The sequence below is a fragment of the Curtobacterium sp. VKM Ac-1395 genome, assembly GCF_015350975.1.
In the GTDB taxonomy this organism is placed as follows: Bacteria; Actinomycetota; Actinomycetes; order Actinomycetales; family Microbacteriaceae; genus Curtobacterium.
Window position 1 is genome coordinate 320,352 of the sequence record NZ_JADKRX010000002.1, and the last position, 16,501, is coordinate 336,852.

The following is a 16,501-nucleotide window of genomic DNA, read 5'->3' on the forward strand; positions in this document are numbered from 1 at the left end:
CCACGTCCGCATCCTTTAAATGCCGTCCTGAGAGGCGGGGAAGGAGGTCGGCGTGGGTACCCGCACGGTCCTGCAGCAGTCCGACATCACGCGTGCTCTGACACGCATCGCGCACGAGATCCTCGAGGCCAACCACGGCGCCTCGGACCTGGTGCTCCTCGGCATCCCGACCAGGGGAGCCGTCCTGGCCGACCGGCTCGGCGAGGTCCTCGCCGGCATCGAGCCCGACTGGTCCGGCGGCCAGCAGCGCGTCGGCACCCTCGACGTCACGCTCCACCGCGACGACCTCGGCCACGGCATCGGTCGGGCCCCGCACCGCACGGTGATCCCGGCGAGCGGCATCGACGGCAAGGTCGTCGTGCTCGTCGACGACGTGCTGTACTCCGGCCGCACGGTCCGGGCGGCGCTCGACGCCCTGCAGAACATCGGCCGGCCGCGCGCGGTCCGACTCGCGGTCCTGGTGGACCGGGGCCACCGCGAGCTCCCCATCCGCGCGGACCACGTCGGGAAGAACCTGCCGACGGCGTCCGACGAGCGCGTCACGCTCCGCCTGACCGAGACCGACGGCGTCGACGAGGTCGTCATCGAGCAGCCGGAGCGGGGGGCCGACGCATGAGGCACCTGCTCTCGACCGCCGACCTCTCCCGCACCGACGCCCTCGAGATCCTCGACGTCGCCGAGGAGATGGCCGAGGTGAACACGCGCGAGGTCAAGCGCCTGCCGGCCCTCCGCGGCAAGACCGTCGTGAACCTCTTCTTCGAGGACTCGACGCGCACCCGCATCTCCTTCGAGGCAGCCGCCAAGCGCCTCTCCGCCGACGTCATCAACTTCGCCGCGAAGGGCTCCAGCGTCTCGAAGGGCGAGTCCCTCAAGGACACCGTCCAGACCCTGGGTGCGATGGGCATCGACGGCATCGTGATGCGCCACGGGGCGTCCGGCGCCCCGCGGGTCCTGGCCGACGCCGACTGGATCGACGTCCCCGTGGTGAACGCAGGCGACGGCACCCACGAGCACCCGACCCAGGCGCTCCTCGACGCCTTCACGATGCGCCGACGGCTCCACGGCAGTGCGTCCCGCGGCCAGGGCCTCGACGGCGTCCGCGTCCTCATCGTCGGCGACGTCCTGCACAGCCGCGTCGCCAGGAGCAACGCCTGGCTGCTCCGCACCCTGGGTGCGAGCGTCACCTTCGCCGCGCCGCCGACCCTGCTGCCGGCGACCGAGCGCCCCTTCGGCGCTGTGGTGCACCACGACCTCGACACGGCCCTCGCCGAGGACCCCGACGTCGTGATGACGCTCCGCATCCAGCAGGAGCGCATGAACGACGCCTTCTTCCCGAACCCCCGCGAGTACACCCGCCACTGGGGTCTCACCGCAGCCCGCTTCGCGCGCCTGTCGGAGCGCACCCTCGTGATGCACCCCGGGCCGATGAACCGCGGGCTGGAGATCGCCGGCGTGGCGGCCGACTCGCCCGCCTCGACGATCGTCGAACAGGTCGAGCACGGCGTCTCCGTCCGCATGGCCGTCCTGTACCTGGCCCTGACCGGCGCAGGCACCCCGTCCGGCACCGACCAGAAGGAGTCCGTCGCATGACCGCTCACCTCATCCGCGGCGCCCAGCTGGTCGACGGCTCGCGTGCCGACATCAGGCTGCAGGGGGGACGCATCACCGCGGTCGGGTCCGGTCTCGAGACGGCCGGCGCCACCACCATCGACGCCGACGGCCTGATCGCCCTGCCCGGTCTCGTGGACCTGCACACGCACCTCCGCGAGCCCGGTCACGAGGAGTCCGAGACCGTCCTGTCCGGCTCGCGGGCCGCGGCCGCCGGCGGCTTCACCGCCGTCAACGCGATGGCGAACTCGAGCCCCGTCGCGGACACCGCCGGTGTGGTCGAACAGGTCCAGGCCCTCGGCGACGACGCCGGCTACGTCACGGTCCGCCCGATCGGCGCCGTGTCCCAGGGCCTGCAGGGCACGCACCTGTCCGAGATCGGCGCGATGGCGACCTCCCGCGCGAAGGTGCGGGTGTTCTCCGACGACGGCTCGTGCGTGGCCGACCCGCTGCTGATGCGCCGGGCGCTGGAGTACATCAAGGGCTTCGGCGGTGTGCTGGCGCAGCACGCGCAGGAGCCCCGCCTGACCATCGGCGCGCAGATGAACGAGGGCCGCCTGTCCTCGGAGCTCGGGCTCGCCGGGTGGCCGGCCGTGGCAGAAGAAGCCATCATCGCCCGCGACGTCCTGCTCGCCGACCACGTCGGAGCGCGGCTGCACGTGTGCCACGTCTCGACCGCCGGCAGCGTCGAGGTCATCCGCTGGGCCAAGTCCCGTGGGATCGACGTCACGGCCGAGGTCACGCCGCACCACCTGGTGCTGACCGAGGACCTCATCGCCGGGGTCGACGGCGCCCCCGGCTACGACGCCCGCTACAAGGTGAACCCGCCGCTGCGCTCCCGCGAGGACGTCGACGCCCTGCGCGCCGCCCTGGTCGACGGCACGATCGACATCGTCGCCACCGACCACGCACCGCACACCGCCGAGGCGAAGTGCTGCGAGTGGCCGGCCGCCGCGAACGGCATGGTCGGGCTCGAGTCCGCGCTGAGCGTGGTGCACGCCGCCGTGGTCGAGGACGGCCGACTCGACTGGTCCGACGTCGCCCGCGTGCTCTCGAGCGCCCCGGCCCGCATCGGCCAGGTCGAGGGCCACGGACACGCGATCGCCGAGGGGGCCCCGGCCGAGGTCACCCTGTACGACCCGAGCGCGGTCCGCGAGTTCGCCGTCACCGACCTGGCGGGGCAGTCGCAGAACTCGCCGTACCTCGGCATGCGCCTGCCGGGCCGGGTCGTCGCGACCTTCCACCAGGGGTACCCGACGCTCCTCGACGGCGCGCTCGTCGACCACGACACCGTCGCGGCCGCAGCGCGCACGGCCGCCCGCGCCACCGAGGGGACCCGGGCATGAGCGGCGACGCCGCCCGGTGGCTCCTCGGCGGGCTGATCCTGCTCGCGGTGGCCGCGCTGTTCGTGGCCATGGTGCGCACCTGGCGGACGCGGGTCAGGAAGCAGGCCGACACCGTGCCTCCCGTCGGTGTGCCGACCGACCTGTCCCCGGCGGCCGGGTCCTGGGACGGCTTCACCGTCGCGACGACCCGCGCCGACCAGCCGCTGGAGCGCATCACGGCGGGAGGACTCGGCTTCCGGGGCCGCGGCGGCGTGACCGTCCACGCGACCGGCGTCGTCCTGCACCTGGCGGGGGAGACCGACCGCTGGATCGCCGCCGACCTGGTCCGCGGCGCCGACCGGGCGACCGCGGCCATCGACCGCGTCGTCGAACCAGGGGGGCTGGTGCGTCTGCGATGGACGGCGACCGGCGCCGCTGGTGCGACGGACCTCGACACCTACTTCCGGTTCCCGGAGGGCGACGCAGCCCCGCTGCACGCACTCCAGGAGCTGGCGACGAAGCACAACCACCCGCAGACCGCGGGCGAAGGGACGAACTCATGACACGCGAACGGGCCGTGCTGGTCCTCGAGGACGGCACCCGACACGACGGATGGGCGTACGGCGCCCGCGGACGCAGCCTCGGCGAGGTGGTGTTCGCGACCGGCATGACCGGCTACCAGGAGACGCTGACCGACCCGTCCTACGCCGGGCAGATCGTGGTGCAGACCGCGCCGCACATCGGCAACACCGGCGTCAACGACGAGGACCCCGAGTCCCGTCGCATCTGGGTCGCCGGCTACGTCGTCCGCGACCCCAGCCGCGTGGTGTCGAACCACCGCGCCACCGCGTCGCTCGACGACCACCTGGAGCGCGACGGCATCGTCGGGATCTCCGGGATCGACACCCGCGCCGTGACCCGTCGCATCCGGGACGCCGGCGCGATGAAGGGCGGCGTCTTCAGCGGCCCCGACGCCGCGCTCTCGCCGGACGAGCAGCTCGCGCTGGTCCGCGAGCAGGCCGACATGGCCGGGCAGAGCCTCTCCGCCGCCGTGTCGACCGACGCCGAGTACGTCGTCGACGCGGTCGGCGAGCAGATCGGCACGCTGGCCGTGCTCGACCTCGGCGTGAAGACGTCGACCACCCGCTACCTCGCCCAGCGCGGCTTCGAGGTGCACGTGCTGCCGCAGGACGTCACCGTCGAGCGTCTCCGTGAGCTCGACCCCGACGCCCTGTTCTACTCGAACGGGCCCGGTGACCCGGCAGCTTCCGACGCGCAGGTCTCCCTGCTGCAGGAGAGCCTGCGGGACGGTCGGCCGTTCTTCGGCATCTGCTTCGGCAACCAGCTGCTCGGCCGTGCCCTCGGCTTCGGCACCTACAAGCTGCCGTTCGGCCACCGCGGCATCAACCAGCCGGTGCTCGACACCACGACGGGCAAGGTCGAGATCACGAGCCAGAACCACGGCTTCGCGGTCGACGCCCCCGTCGGACAGGTCCTCGAGTCCCCGGTCGGCTTCGGCCGCGTCGAGGTCTCGCACTACTCGCTCAACGACAACGTGGTCGAGGGCCTCCGCGCGCTCGACATCCCCGCGTTCAGCGTGCAGTACCACCCCGAGGCCGCCGCCGGACCGCACGACAGCATGTACCTGTTCGACCGGTTCCGCGACATGGTCGTGGCCCGTCGTGCCGGCGAGCCGCTCGACGCGGCGACCGCCGACGCCACGACGCCCGCCGCCGACATCACGAAGGAGGGCAACTGATGCCCAAGCGCCCCGACATCACCTCCGTCCTCGTCATCGGCTCCGGCCCGATCGTCATCGGGCAGGCCGCCGAGTTCGACTACTCCGGCACCCAGGCCTGCCGCGTGCTCCGGGCCGAGGGCATCCGCGTGATCCTCGTCAACCCGAACCCGGCGACGATCATGACCGACCCCGACTTCGCCGACGCGACCTACATCGAGCCGATCACGAACGCGTCGCTCGAGGAGATCATCCGCATCGAGCAGCCGGACGCCGTCCTGCCGACGCTCGGCGGGCAGACCGCCCTGAACGCGGCGATCGCCCTCGACGAGGCCGGGATCCTGGACAAGCACGGCGTCGAGCTCATCGGCGCCAAGGTCGACGCCATCCAGCGCGGTGAGGACCGCCAGCTCTTCAAGGAGCTCGTCCTCGAGTCCGGCGCGGACGTGGCCCGCAGCCACATCGCCCACACGCTCGAGGAAGCGAAGGAGTTCGCGAAGGACCTCGGCTACCCGCTCGTCGTCCGTCCGTCCTTCACCATGGGCGGCCTCGGCTCCGGGTTCGCGTACAACGAGACCGAGCTCATCCGCTTCGTCGGTGACGGCCTGCAGTCGAGCCCCACGACCGAGGTCCTGCTCGAGGAGTCCATCCTCGGGTGGAAGGAGTACGAGCTCGAGCTCATGCGGGACAACGCCGACAACACGGTCGTCGTCTGCTCGATCGAGAACGTCGACCCGGTGGGCGTGCACACCGGCGACTCGATCACCGTCGCCCCCGCGCTGACGCTGACCGACCGCGAGTACCAGAACCTCCGCGACATCGGCATCGACATCATCCGCCGCGTCGGGGTCGACACCGGTGGGTGCAACATCCAGTTCGCGATCGACCCGGCGAACGGCCGCGTGATCGTCATCGAGATGAACCCCCGCGTGTCCCGGTCCAGCGCCCTGGCCTCGAAGGCCACGGGCTTCCCGATCGCGAAGATCGCCGCGAAGCTCGCCATCGGGTACCGCCTCGACGAGATCCAGAACGACATCACGCGGGTCACCCCGGCGAGCTTCGAGCCGACGCTCGACTACGTCGTCGTGAAGACCCCGCGCTTCGCGTTCGAGAAGTTCCCGGCTGCCGACGCCACGCTGACCACGACGATGAAGAGCGTCGGCGAGGCCATGGCGATCGGCCGGAACTTCGCCACCGCCATGCAGAAGTCGCTGCGCTCCCTCGAGAAGCGGGGGTCGAGCTTCCACTGGGACACCCCGGCCGCCGAGCTCGACAAGGACGCGCTGCTGGCGAAGTCCGCGATCCCGACCGACGGCCGCATCGTCACGGTGCAGCAGGCCCTCGTCGCCGGTGCCACCGCGGCCGAGGTCTTCGACGCCACGAAGATCGACCCGTGGTTCGTCGACCAGATCGTGCTCATCAACGAGGTCGCCGAGGAGATCCGCGCCGCCGGCGCCCTCGACGCGGACACGATCCGCTGGGCCAAGGAGCACGGCTTCAGCGACGTCCAGATCGCCTCGCTGCGGAGCACGACCGACCAGCAGGTCACCGAGCAGCAGGTCCGCGACACGCGGCACGAGCTGGGCATCCGGCCCGTCTTCAAGACGGTCGACACCTGCGCCGGCGAGTTCCCGGCCCTGACGCCGTACCACTACTCGTCGTACGACGTCGAGACCGAGGTGGCGCCGAGCGACCGCAAGAAGGTCGTCATCCTCGGTTCCGGTCCGAACCGCATCGGCCAGGGCGTCGAGTTCGACTACTCCTGCGTGCACGCGTCCTTCGCGCTGAGCGACGCCGGGTTCGAGACCATCATGGTCAACTGCAACCCGGAGACGGTGTCGACGGACTACGACACCTCGGACCGCCTGTACTTCGAGCCCCTCACCGTCGAGGACGTCCTCGAGGTCATCGAGGCCGAAGCCGCCTCCGGTGAACTCGTCGGCGTCGTCGTGCAGCTCGGCGGCCAGACGGCCCTCGGGCTCGCGAAGCCCCTCGAGGCGGCGGGCATCCCGATCCTCGGCACCACGCCGACCGCGATCGACTCCGCCGAGGAGCGCGGCCAGTTCTCCGCGATCCTCGACCAGGCCGGCCTGCTCGCGCCCCGCAACGGCACCGCGCACGACCTGGCCAGCGCCACCGGGATCGCCGAGGAGATCGGCTACCCGGTGCTCGTCCGCCCGTCCTACGTGCTCGGCGGCCGCGGCATGGAGATCGTCTACGACTCCACCGCGATGGCCGACTACTTCGGCCGGATGGCCGACCAGGCGATCATCGGCCCGGACCTGCCGCTCCTGGTGGACCGGTTCCTCGACGACGCGGTGGAGATCGACGTCGACGCCCTGTTCGACGGCGAGCGGCTCTACATCGGCGGCATCATGGAGCACATCGAAGAGGCGGGCATCCACTCCGGTGACTCGTCCTGCACGCTCCCGCCGGTCGGGCTCGGCCGCGGCGAGATCCAGGCCGTGGTCGACGCCACCGAGAAGATCGCGCGCGGTGTCGGCGTGCGCGGCATGCTCAACGTGCAGTTCGCCATCGCCGCGGGCGTGCTCTACGTCCTCGAGGCCAACCCGCGCGCCAGCCGCACCGTCCCGTTCGTCTCGAAGGCACTCGGCATCGCTCTGGCGAAGGCCGCCGCGCGGATCATGACGGGCACCTCGATCGCGGGCCTGGTCGACGAGGGCATGCTGCCCGCCCGCGACGGCGCGTTCGTGCCGGCGCAGGCACCGGTCGCCGTCAAGGAAGCGGTTCTGCCCTTCCGTCGCTTCCGCACCGCCGAGGGCCAGGTCGTCGACTCGGTGCTCAGCCCCGAGATGCGCTCCACCGGTGAGGTCATGGGCATCGACCGCGACTTCCCGCGGGCGTTCCTGAAGAGCCAGGAGGCCGCCTACGGTGGGCTCCCGACGAGCGGCACCGTCTTCGTGAGCGTCGCGGACACCGACAAGCGCGCGATCGTCCTGCCGGTGCACCGCCTGCAGCAACTCGGCTTCACGATCACCGCGACGGAGGGCACCGCCGAGGTGCTCCGCCGCAACGGGATCATGGTCGACGTGGTCGGCAAGTACAGCCAGGGCGGGGAGAGCGTCGTCGACCTGCTCGCCCGCAACGAGGTCGACATCGTGATCAACACGCCGTCCGGCGCCGCCGGTCGCGCCGACGGCTACGAGATCCGCGCGGCCACGGTCGCCGCGGACAAGCCGCTGTTCACGACGATCGCCCAGCTCGGTGCCGCGGTCGCGGCCATCGAGACGATCGGCACCCCGCACAGCGTGCGCAGCCTGCAGGACTACGCGCTCGAGCGGGCGGGCTGGTGACGGACCGCCTCGTCACCGCACAACGGGCAGGAGGCCCGGAGCCGTTCGGCGTCCGGCTCGCGTCCGCCATCGGGTCGCGGTCCGCACTGTGCGTCGGGATCGACCCCCACGCCGCCACCCTGGCGGCGTGGGGGCTCGGCCGTGACGAAGCAGGGCTGACCGCGTTCGGCCGCGTCCTGGTGGACGCGGCTGCCGGTCGCGCCGCCGTCGTGAAGCCGCAGGTCGCGTTCTTCGAGGCTGCGGGGGTGGCCGGCTTCCGCGCGCTCGACGCGACGATCCGTCGGGCACGTGATGCGGGCCTCCTGGTCGTCGCCGACGTCAAGCGCGGCGACATCGGGACGACGGGGGACGACTACGCCACGGCGTGGATCGACGCCGACGGGCCGTTCGCGGCCGACGCGATGACGGTGTCGCCGTACCTCGGGTACGGCTCGCTGCGCGGGACGATCGCCGTCGCGCGGCAGCACGGCGCCGGCGTGTTCGTGCTGGCCGCGACGAGCAACCCCGAGGCGCGCGTGCTGCAGACCGCGGTGCTCGCCGAGGGGCCGCGTGCCGGGCGGAGCGTCGCTGCCGGTATCGTTCTCGACGTGGCAGACGACAACCCGGCCGAGGACGACCAGGCCATCGGCGACGTCGGGCTGGTGCTCGGCGCCACCCTCGACCTGACGGACTTCGGCATCGGCGCGGACGAGATCGGGAACGCGCCCGTGCTCGCGCCCGGCTTCGGCGCGCAGGGTGCCCGGATCGAGGACCTCCGCGCGCTGTACGGCTCACGCGCCGAGCAGGTGCTCGTGAGCGAGTCCCGCGGGCTGCTGACCGACGGCCCGGACGGCGTCGCGGCGCTCGTGACCGACCGTGCCGAGCGCATCCGGGCGGCCCTGGCATGACCGACGACGGCACGACCCACGACTCCGGCTCCCTGCCCGCGCACCGCACGCCGCCCGAGGTGGACCGCGCCGCGGCCGCCCGCGCCGCCGTCGCCGCCCGCCGGGCCCGCGCCGCGGTGAAGGCCGCCGTCGCCACGGGGGAGCGGTCGGCGCTGGACGTCGCCCGCACCGCCTGGAACGACGCCGAGGCCCCCGCGGAGAAGTCGCTCCGGGTCCGTGACCTCCTGACCAGCCTGAACGGCATCGGACCGGCCCGTGCCGAGACGATCATGGGCTCGCTGCGGATCGCGCCGTCGAAGCGCCTCGGCGGCCTCGGCACCCGACAGCGCACGGCGCTCTCCGACTGGCTCGCCGCGCGCGGGCGGAAGCGTGGCGTGTCGAAGCTCGTCGTGCTCGCCGGCCCCACCGCCGTCGGCAAGGGGACCGTCAGCGCGTACATCCGCGAGCAGTACCCCGAGGTGAACCTCAGCGTCTCCGCGACCACCAGGAAGCCGCGGCCCGGCGAGGTCGACGGCGTGCACTACTACTTCGTCGACGACGCCGAGTTCGACCGGATGATCCGCGAGCGTGAACTGCTCGAGTGGGCCACCGTGCACAACTCGTACCGGTACGGCACCCCGCGTCCGCCGATCGACCGCGCGCTGGACGCCGGCGACAAGGTGATGCTCGAGATCGACCTGCAGGGCGCCCGACAGGTCCGCGACGCCATGCCCGAGGCGGTCCTGGTGTTCCTGCTGCCCCCGACGTGGGACGAACTCGTCCGCCGGCTCATCGGCCGCGGGACCGAGTCGTCCGAGGAACAGGCTCGCCGACTCGAGACCGCGAAGGTCGAACTGGCCGCGCAGGACGAGTTCGACGTGCGGATCGTGAACTCGGATGTCGGCACGGCGGCACGCGAGGTCGTAGACTTGTTCACTGCGCCCTAGCCGGGAGCGCATCCGCTCGTTGTCTGGAGACACCATGGCCAACCCCCAGGGCATCATCGACCCGCCCATCGACGACCTGCTGTCCAAGGTGGAGTCGAAGTACGCGCTCGTCATCTTCGCCTCGAAGCGCGCGCGACAGATCAACGACTACTACGCCGACCTGCACGAGGGCTCGCTCTTCGACAACGTCGGTCCGCTCGTCGACTCCACGATCGACGACAAGCCGCTGTCGGTGGCCCTCCACGAGATCAACGAGGACAAGCTCACCGTCACCAAGCAGCAGCCCCAGCCCACCGTCTGAGCCCGGTGACGTCCAGCACGCTGCGCCTGTTCACGTCCGAGTCGGTGACGGAGGGGCACCCCGACAAGATCTGTGACCAGATCTCGGACACGATCCTCGACGCCCTGCTCGCCGTCGACCCGCACGCGCGGGTCGCGGTCGAGACGATGGTGACGACGGGGCTCGTGCACGTGGCCGGTGAGGTCACCACGTCGGGCTACGTCGAGATCCCCAAGCTGGTCCGTGACGTGATCACGGGCATCGGCTACAACTCGTCCGAGGTCTCCTTCGACGGCGCCACGTGCGGCGTCGAGGTCTCGATCGGTGCGCAGTCGCCGGACATCGCGCAGGGCGTCGACGAGTCGCTGGACTCCCGCTCCGGTGCCGGTGTCGACCCGCTGGACCGTCAGGGTGCGGGTGACCAGGGCATCATGTTCGGCTTCGCGACGAACGAGACGCCCGAGTACATGCCCGTCGCCATCTGGCTCGCGCACCGGCTCGCCGAGCGCCTGGCCGCCGTCCGCAAGTCCGGGGAGCTGACGTTCCTGCGGCCCGACGGCAAGACCCAGGTCACCGTCGGGTACGACGGCGTCGTGCCGAAGAGCGTCGAGACCGTCGTCGTGTCGACGCAGCACTCGCCGAGCGTGACGCTCGACGAGCTGACGGCCGCGATCACGGAGCACGTCATCCGCCCGGTCCTGGACCAGGTCGAGCTCGACTCCGCGGACGTCGAGGTCATCGTGAACCCGACCGGCCGGTTCGAGATCGGCGGGCCCCAGGGCGACGCCGGGCTCACCGGACGCAAGATCATCGTCGACACCTACGGTGGGGCGTCCCGGCATGGTGGTGGGGCGTTCAGCGGCAAGGACCCGTCCAAGGTCGACCGGTCGGCGGCGTACGCGCTGCGCTGGGTCGCGAAGAACGCGGTCGCCGCGGGGCTCGCCGACCGTCTCGAGGTCCAGGTCGCGTACGCGATCGGCCGCGCGAAGCCCGTCGGGCTCTACGTGGAGACGTTCGGCACGGGGCACGTCGACGACGCGGTCATCGAGGCCGCGATCCGTCAGGTGTTCGACCTGCGTCCGGCCGCGATCATCCGTGACCTCGACCTGCTCAAGCCGCGGTACGCGCAGACGGCGACGTACGGCCACTTCGGTCGTGAGCTCCCCGGGTTCACCTGGGAGCAGCTCGACCGTGTCGACGCCCTCCGCCAGGCCGCAGGACTCGTCGCCGCCACCGTCTGAGCGGCCGCGTGACCACCGTCGCGCGCGTCGTGCTCGACTCGCCGCTCCCGCAGCTCGACCGACTGTTCGACTACCGGGTGCCGGCCGAGCACGAGGACGCGTGCGTGCCCGGGGTCCGCGTGAAGGTCCCGCTCCGCACCGGCGCCCGGATGTCGGACGCCTACGTCATCGAGGTCGTCGAGGACGGTCCCGGGGCCCCCGGTGGAGCGTTCCCCGGCGAGCTGAGTGCGATCGAGACGCTCGTCAGTCCGGTGCCGGTGCTCGCGCCGGAGATCTGGGCGCTCGCTCGTGCCGTGGCCGACCGGGCCGCCGGCGTGGCGAGCGACGTGCTCCGGCTCGCGGTGCCGACGCGGCAGGTCCGGGTCGAGAAGGCCTGGCTCGCGCGGGATGCCGACCACGTGCCTCCGGCGGTCGAGGCCCCTGCGGTCACCGGGTACGCCGACGGCGTCGTCGAGGGCATCCTGGCGACGAACCAGCGTGCGGCCGTCGCGGCGATGCCGCACCCCGTGCAGCTGCCGAGCGCGGTACCGGAGGACACCGAGGCCGAGGCCGAGGCCGAGGCCGAGGCCGAGGCTGATGCAGACGCCGACGCCGACGCCGACGCCGACGCCGACGCCGATGCCGATGCCGATGCCGATGCGCCAGCCCCTGTCTCCGTCTCCGTCCCCGACGACCCCGCCTGGGTGCCCGGCTGGGCGCTGACCCTGGCGCAGGCCGCCGCCCGCACCCTGGCCACCGAGCGGTCCGCGGTCATCGCGGTGCCGGACTTCCGCGACCTCACCGACCTGGAACGCGCCCTGCACGCCCTGGTCCCCGCGGAGCGCGTGGTCCGCTTCGACGCCAAGCAGACGAACGGCCAACGCGCGAAGGCCCTGCTGCAGGCCCGCACGCACCCCGTCGTCGCGATCGGCAACCGCACGGCGATGTACGCGCCGGCCAGTGACCTCGGCCTCATCGCGATGTGGGACGACGGCGACGCGTCCTTCATCGAGCCCCGCGCGCCCTACGTGCACACCCGGGACGTGGCCCTGGTCCGAGCGGCGCAGTCGGGTGCCGCACTGCTGTTCCTCTCCCACGCACGGAGCACCGACGTGCAGCGCCTGGTGGAGCTGCACTGGCTCGACGACGTGACGCCGCTCCGGGCCGCGGTGCCGAAGGTCATCCCGACGGCGCAACAGGTCAGTGCCGAGGGCTTCGCCGCACAGGCCCGGATCCCGAGCAGCGCCTGGCGTGCCGCCCGGGAGGCCAGCCGCACCGGCCCCGTGCTCGTGCAGGTCGCCAACCCGGGCTTCGGCACCGGGCTCGTCTGCGCCGACTGCGGGGAGCGCGCCCACTGCCGGGTGTGCGGGGGACCCCTCGGCAGCCCGACGCACGGCGCCGTTCCCCAGTGCCGGTTCTGCGGGGCCCTCGCGGCGGGGTACCGCTGCCCGACGTGTGGCGGTGGGAAGCTCAAGGCCGTCGGCCAGGGGGCGCAGCGCACCGCGGACGAGCTCGGTCGGGCGTTCCCGGGCACGCGCATCATCGTCGCGGACGGCTCACGCCCGATCGACGAGGTCCCGGCTCGCCCGGCGGTCGTGGTGGCCACGCGCGGTGCGGAGCCGTCGACGCCCGGTGGGTACGCCTGCGTGCTGCTCCTCGACGGCGAGAAGATGCTCGGGCGCGAGGGCCTGCGAGTGCAGGAGGAGGTGCTGCGCTTCTGGACGAACGCAGCAGCCAAGGGCGCTCCCGGGGCCGAGGTCTACCTGGTCGGCATCGGCGGGTCACTGGCGACGGCGATGGCGCTGTGGCGACTCGACACGCCCGCCCACGACGAGCTCGTCGACCGCCGCGAACTCATGTTCCCGCCGGCCGTCCGAGTGGCGACGCTCACCGGGACGGAAGAGGCGGTGACCGCGGCGGTCGAGGCCCTCGGAGCGGCGCCGGTCGGGCCGGTGCTCGGACCGGTCCCGGTCGACGACCCCGTGCCCGGCACGGTCCGGGCGATCGTGCGGTTCCCCTACGCCCACGGCACCGAGGTCGCCGCGACGCTCAAGGCCGAGGTCATCCGCCGGTCGTCGACACGGCGGGTGCTCCCGGGTGGCAACCGTCGTCGAGCCGCACCCACACTGCGGGCGCGGCTCGACGACGCGGAGCCGTTCGCCGAGGTCTGAGACGACCTCAGGCGGTGGTGGTGCGGTCGCGGCGCTGGCGTCCGTCCGGCCGCGGCAGGAACACGCCGAGGGCGACCATGCCGCCGGCGAGCAGCAGGTGCAGCCAGTTGTCGGCGGTGTTCAGCGGGACGAAGTTCGCGGCGGACGCGTGGTCGGCCGTGAACAGCCCGTAGACGAACAGCACCAGGTAGACGATGCCGCCGATGACCAGGTAGCTGCGGGAGCCGACGGCGCTCCGGGCGGCGGCCAGCCCGACGATCCCGAAGAGCAGGTGCACGATGTTGTGCAGGACCGAGACCTGGAACAGCCCCAGCAGCATGGCCATCGAGCCGTGCCCGGCGCCGCCGAGGTCGCCGGTGGTGATGCCGGGGACGAACCCGGCGATCCCGACGACCAGGAACACGATGCCCACGACGAGCGTGGCCTTCTGGATGGTGGAACCGGCGTACCGGTTGGTGGAGGTGGTGATGTCTGCCATGAGCGGGACCGTACGCACATCGCTCTCGGCTGGTTCCCGGACGGCTCGCTCCTGCGCCGGACGGACAGCGGCGGGCAGCCCGGGGCGGTGCCGGCATGGGAGGATCGAACCCATGCGTCTCGTCGTCGCCGGCAGCCCCGCTGCGGCCGTCCCCACCCTCCGTCGGCTCGCGGCGTCCGACCACGAGATCGCCGCGGTGCTCACGCGTCCGCCGACACCGCAGGGCCGCAAGCGCGTCCTGACCCCGACGCCGGTCGCCCAGGTCGCGGAGGAGCTCGGGCTGCCCGTGCTCGAGGCCGCCCGCGTCGACGACGAGGTCACCCGCCGGATCGCCGAGCTGGACGTCGACCTGGGCGTCATCGTCGCCTACGGCGCCCTGCTCCGCCGTGCGGCGCTCGACACCCCGCGCCACGGCTGGGTCAACCTGCACTTCTCCGACCTGCCGGCGTACCGCGGCGCCGCACCCGTGCAGCGTGCCGTGATGGCCGGCGACACGCGGACCGCCGCCACGGTGTTCCAGCTCGTGGAGGCGCTCGACGCCGGCCCCGTGTTCGCCAGCGAACCATTCGACATCGACCCCGAGGCGACGGCCGGCGAGGTCCTGGCCGCCATGGCCGAGACCGGTGCCGAGGTCGTCGCCCGGGTCGTCGACGGCATCGCGGACGGCAGCGCCACCGCCACGGACCAGGTGGGCGAGCCGACCACCGCCCCGAAGACCACCATCGAGGACGGTCGCGTCGACTTCGCCGCGCCGGCCGCCGCCGTCCACGCCCACATCCGCGGTGTGACGCCGGAGCCCGGCGCCTTCGCGCACCTCGGACAGACGCGCGTCAAGCTGCTCCGGTCCCACCGGATGCCCCGGACAGGAGGCCCGGCAGACCCCGCCCCGTCGCTCGCCCCCGGCGCGTTGACGCTCCAGGGCGGCGCCCTCCTCGTCGGGACCGCCGACGAGCCACTCGTGCTCGCTCTGGTGCAGCCGGCCGGCAAGACGGCGATGGACGCCGCGGCCTGGGCCCGTGGCCTCGGCACCCTCGACGGGAAGGTCCTCGCATGAGCCCGCACCAGCAGCACCGTCCCGAGACCCGCACGGTCCGCGGCCCGAGCGCCCGCCGGGTCGCCTTCGACGTGATCCGGGCCGTGCAGGTCGACGACGCCTACGCCAACCTCCTGCTCCCGACGCGCATCCGCCGGGCCGCGCTCTCTGCGCGTGACGCCGGCTTCGCGACCGAGCTCGCCTACGGCACCATCCGGATGATCGGTCGGTACGACGCCGTCGTCGAGGCTGCCTCCGGTCGGAAGGTCGGCAACGTCGAGGCCGACGTGCTCGACGTCCTGCGCCTCGGGGTCCACCAGCTGCTCGCGATGCGCACGCCCACGCACGCTGCCGTCTCCGCCACCGTCGAGCTCACCCGCGAGGTCGGTGCCCACCGCGCCACCGGGTTCGTCAACGCGGTGATGCGCAAGGTCGCGGCGAGGACGCCCGAGGAGTGGGACACCGAGATCACCCGCGGCCTGTCCGGGGACGAGCTCCTCGCCACGCGCTGGTCGCACCCGGCGTGGGTCATCGCCTCGCTCCGGGACGCCCTCGCGGCCGAGCGCTCCCGCGACGAACTCGTGGCGCTGCTCGCGGCCGACGACGTCGCACCCCGTGTCCAGCTCGCCGCGCTGCCCGGACTCGCGACGGAGGCCGACCTGCGCACCGCGACCACGGCTGTGGAGCCGGTCGACGCCGAGCCGCAGGGCGACGACGCGACCGGTTCCGAGCCTCCCGTCCCGGCCGAGGCGGCCGACGTCGTGGCGGACGCCGACGCGCTGCCCGTGTCGCCCGTCGGCATCCGCGGCGTGACCGGTGACCCCGCCCGGGTGCCGGGCATCGCCGCCGGACGGCTCCGCGTGCAGGACGAGGGCTCGCAGCTCGCCGCCCTGGCGCTCAGCCGGTCCTCCGAGATCCAGCCGGGGGAGCGGTGGCTCGACCTCTGTGCCGGACCCGGTGGCAAGGCCGCACTGCTCGCGGCCGAGGCCGCACAGGCCGGCGCGACCCTCGTCGCGAACGAACTCGTGCCGGCGCGTGTCGGACTGGTCCGGAAGGCCCTCGCGGCGTTCGGCGACACCGTCAGCGTCGTCGAGGGCGACGCCCGCCGGTACGGCCAGGACGGCTCCGGCGTGCGGTACGACCGCGTGCTGCTCGACGCACCGTGCACCGGCCTCGGCGCACTCCGTCGTCGCCCGGAGGCCCGCTGGCGCAAGGTGCCCGAGGACGTGCAGGAGCTCGCGGTGCTGCAGACGGAGCTCCTCGACGCCGCGGTGCGCGTGCTCGCACCGGGCGGCACGCTGGCCTACGTCACGTGCTCGCCGCACCTCGCCGAGACCCGCGGGCAGGTCGACGCGCTGATGCGACGGCACGGGGACCTGCTCGAGCAGGTGGACACGGCCTCGGTGGTCCGCTCGGTCGCCGCCCGGGACCCGCAGGTCGCGGACGGCATGACGGCGCAGCTCTGGCCGCACCGCGTGGGGACGGACGCGATGTTCATCGCGCTGTTCCGTCGTCGGTGAC

The 16,501-nt window shown here is 72.8% G+C and carries 14 protein-coding genes; 13 read left to right on the forward strand and 1 reads right to left on the reverse strand.

Features of this window, described 5'->3' with window-relative positions; genetic code table 11:
* Window positions 1-52: 52 nt before the first annotated feature.
* Genes pyrR through ITJ68_RS06215 form a run of 11 tightly spaced genes read left to right on the forward strand, consistent with a single transcriptional unit; the run spans window position 53 to window position 13,469 of the window.
* The gene (gene pyrR / locus ITJ68_RS06165) at window positions 53-616 is read left to right on the forward strand and encodes a bifunctional pyr operon transcriptional regulator/uracil phosphoribosyltransferase PyrR (protein WP_194660419.1); all 564 of its coding nucleotides are present in this window, start codon (window positions 53-55) and stop codon (window positions 614-616) included.
* Complete coding sequence (locus ITJ68_RS06170; protein WP_194660420.1) at window positions 613-1,590, forward strand: aspartate carbamoyltransferase catalytic subunit; 978 nt, start codon at window positions 613-615, stop codon at window positions 1,588-1,590. The genes pyrR and ITJ68_RS06170 overlap by 4 nt, the downstream gene beginning before the upstream one ends.
* Window positions 1,587-2,954 (forward strand): dihydroorotase, encoded by a 1,368-nt coding sequence (locus ITJ68_RS06175; protein ID WP_194660421.1) that lies wholly within the window; start codon window positions 1,587-1,589, stop codon window positions 2,952-2,954. Before ITJ68_RS06170 ends, ITJ68_RS06175 begins: the two co-directional genes overlap by 4 nt.
* Entirely contained in the window at window positions 2,951-3,496 is a 546-nt protein-coding gene (locus ITJ68_RS06180; protein ID WP_194660422.1) for a hypothetical protein, read from the forward strand. Before ITJ68_RS06175 ends, ITJ68_RS06180 begins: the two co-directional genes overlap by 4 nt.
* A complete protein-coding gene (carA, locus tag ITJ68_RS06185) occupies window positions 3,493-4,692 on the forward strand; it encodes a glutamine-hydrolyzing carbamoyl-phosphate synthase small subunit (protein WP_194660423.1) in 1,200 nt (399 codons plus the stop codon). The genes ITJ68_RS06180 and carA overlap by 4 nt, the downstream gene beginning before the upstream one ends.
* Complete coding sequence (gene carB, locus ITJ68_RS06190) at window positions 4,692-7,985, forward strand: carbamoyl-phosphate synthase large subunit (RefSeq protein WP_194660424.1); 3,294 nt, start codon at window positions 4,692-4,694, stop codon at window positions 7,983-7,985. The genes carA and carB overlap by 1 nt, the downstream gene beginning before the upstream one ends.
* The gene (gene pyrF, locus ITJ68_RS06195) at window positions 7,982-8,872 is read left to right on the forward strand and encodes an orotidine-5'-phosphate decarboxylase (protein WP_194660425.1); all 891 of its coding nucleotides are present in this window, start codon (window positions 7,982-7,984) and stop codon (window positions 8,870-8,872) included. The genes carB and pyrF overlap by 4 nt, the downstream gene beginning before the upstream one ends.
* Window positions 8,869-9,798, forward strand: coding sequence for a guanylate kinase (gmk, locus tag ITJ68_RS06200; RefSeq protein ID WP_194660426.1), 930 nt, complete (start codon window positions 8,869-8,871; stop codon window positions 9,796-9,798). The genes pyrF and gmk overlap by 4 nt, the downstream gene beginning before the upstream one ends.
* Window positions 9,799-9,832: 34 nt before the next feature.
* Complete coding sequence (gene rpoZ / locus ITJ68_RS06205) at window positions 9,833-10,099, forward strand: DNA-directed RNA polymerase subunit omega (protein ID WP_056124209.1); 267 nt, start codon at window positions 9,833-9,835, stop codon at window positions 10,097-10,099.
* A gap of 5 nt (window positions 10,100-10,104) precedes the next feature.
* On the forward strand, window positions 10,105-11,319 hold the full coding sequence (metK, locus tag ITJ68_RS06210) for a methionine adenosyltransferase (RefSeq protein ID WP_194660427.1): 1,215 nt from the start codon (window positions 10,105-10,107) through the stop codon (window positions 11,317-11,319).
* Between the two features lie 8 nt (window positions 11,320-11,327).
* Window positions 11,328-13,469, forward strand: coding sequence for a primosomal protein N' (locus tag ITJ68_RS06215; RefSeq protein ID WP_194660428.1), 2,142 nt, complete (start codon window positions 11,328-11,330; stop codon window positions 13,467-13,469).
* A gap of 7 nt (window positions 13,470-13,476) precedes the next feature.
* Here the strand turns inward: ITJ68_RS06215 and ITJ68_RS06220 are convergent, their stop codons facing one another.
* The gene (locus tag ITJ68_RS06220; protein ID WP_194660429.1) at window positions 13,477-13,947 is read right to left on the reverse strand and encodes a DUF4383 domain-containing protein; all 471 of its coding nucleotides are present in this window, start codon (window positions 13,945-13,947) and stop codon (window positions 13,477-13,479) included.
* A gap of 112 nt (window positions 13,948-14,059) precedes the next feature.
* On the opposite strand from ITJ68_RS06220, the gene ITJ68_RS06225 reads away from it, so the two are divergent.
* Together ITJ68_RS06225 and ITJ68_RS06230 are read left to right on the forward strand one after the other, a co-directional pair.
* Window positions 14,060-15,001, forward strand: a complete 942-nt coding sequence (locus ITJ68_RS06225) for a methionyl-tRNA formyltransferase (RefSeq protein ID WP_194660430.1) — start codon at window positions 14,060-14,062, stop codon at window positions 14,999-15,001.
* Entirely contained in the window at window positions 14,998-16,500 is a 1,503-nt protein-coding gene (locus ITJ68_RS06230) for an RsmB/NOP family class I SAM-dependent RNA methyltransferase (RefSeq protein WP_194660431.1), read from the forward strand. The genes ITJ68_RS06225 and ITJ68_RS06230 overlap by 4 nt, the downstream gene beginning before the upstream one ends.
* The last annotated feature ends 1 nt before the right edge of the window (window position 16,501 follow it).

Bases quoted from the DNA above. Each gene is read 5' to 3' on its own strand.
- ITJ68_RS06170 (WP_194660420.1), top strand. From the start codon at position 613: ATGAGGCACCTGCTCTCGACCGCCGACCTCTCCCGCACCGACGCCCTC.
- ITJ68_RS06175 (WP_194660421.1), top strand. From the start codon at position 1,587: ATGACCGCTCACCTCATCCGCGGCGCCCAGCTGGTCGACGGCTCGCGT.
- ITJ68_RS06180 (WP_194660422.1), top strand. From the start codon at position 2,951: ATGAGCGGCGACGCCGCCCGGTGGCTCCTCGGCGGGCTGATCCTGCTC.
- carA (WP_194660423.1), top strand. From the start codon at position 3,493: ATGACACGCGAACGGGCCGTGCTGGTCCTCGAGGACGGCACCCGACAC.
- carB (WP_194660424.1), top strand. From the start codon at position 4,692: ATGCCCAAGCGCCCCGACATCACCTCCGTCCTCGTCATCGGCTCCGGC.
- gmk (WP_194660426.1), top strand. From the start codon at position 8,869: ATGACCGACGACGGCACGACCCACGACTCCGGCTCCCTGCCCGCGCAC.
- rpoZ (WP_056124209.1), top strand. From the start codon at position 9,833: ATGGCCAACCCCCAGGGCATCATCGACCCGCCCATCGACGACCTGCTG.
- ITJ68_RS06220 (WP_194660429.1), bottom strand. From the start codon at position 13,947: ATGGCAGACATCACCACCTCCACCAACCGGTACGCCGGTTCCACCATC.
- ITJ68_RS06225 (WP_194660430.1), top strand. From the start codon at position 14,060: ATGCGTCTCGTCGTCGCCGGCAGCCCCGCTGCGGCCGTCCCCACCCTC.
- ITJ68_RS06230 (WP_194660431.1), top strand. From the start codon at position 14,998: ATGAGCCCGCACCAGCAGCACCGTCCCGAGACCCGCACGGTCCGCGGC.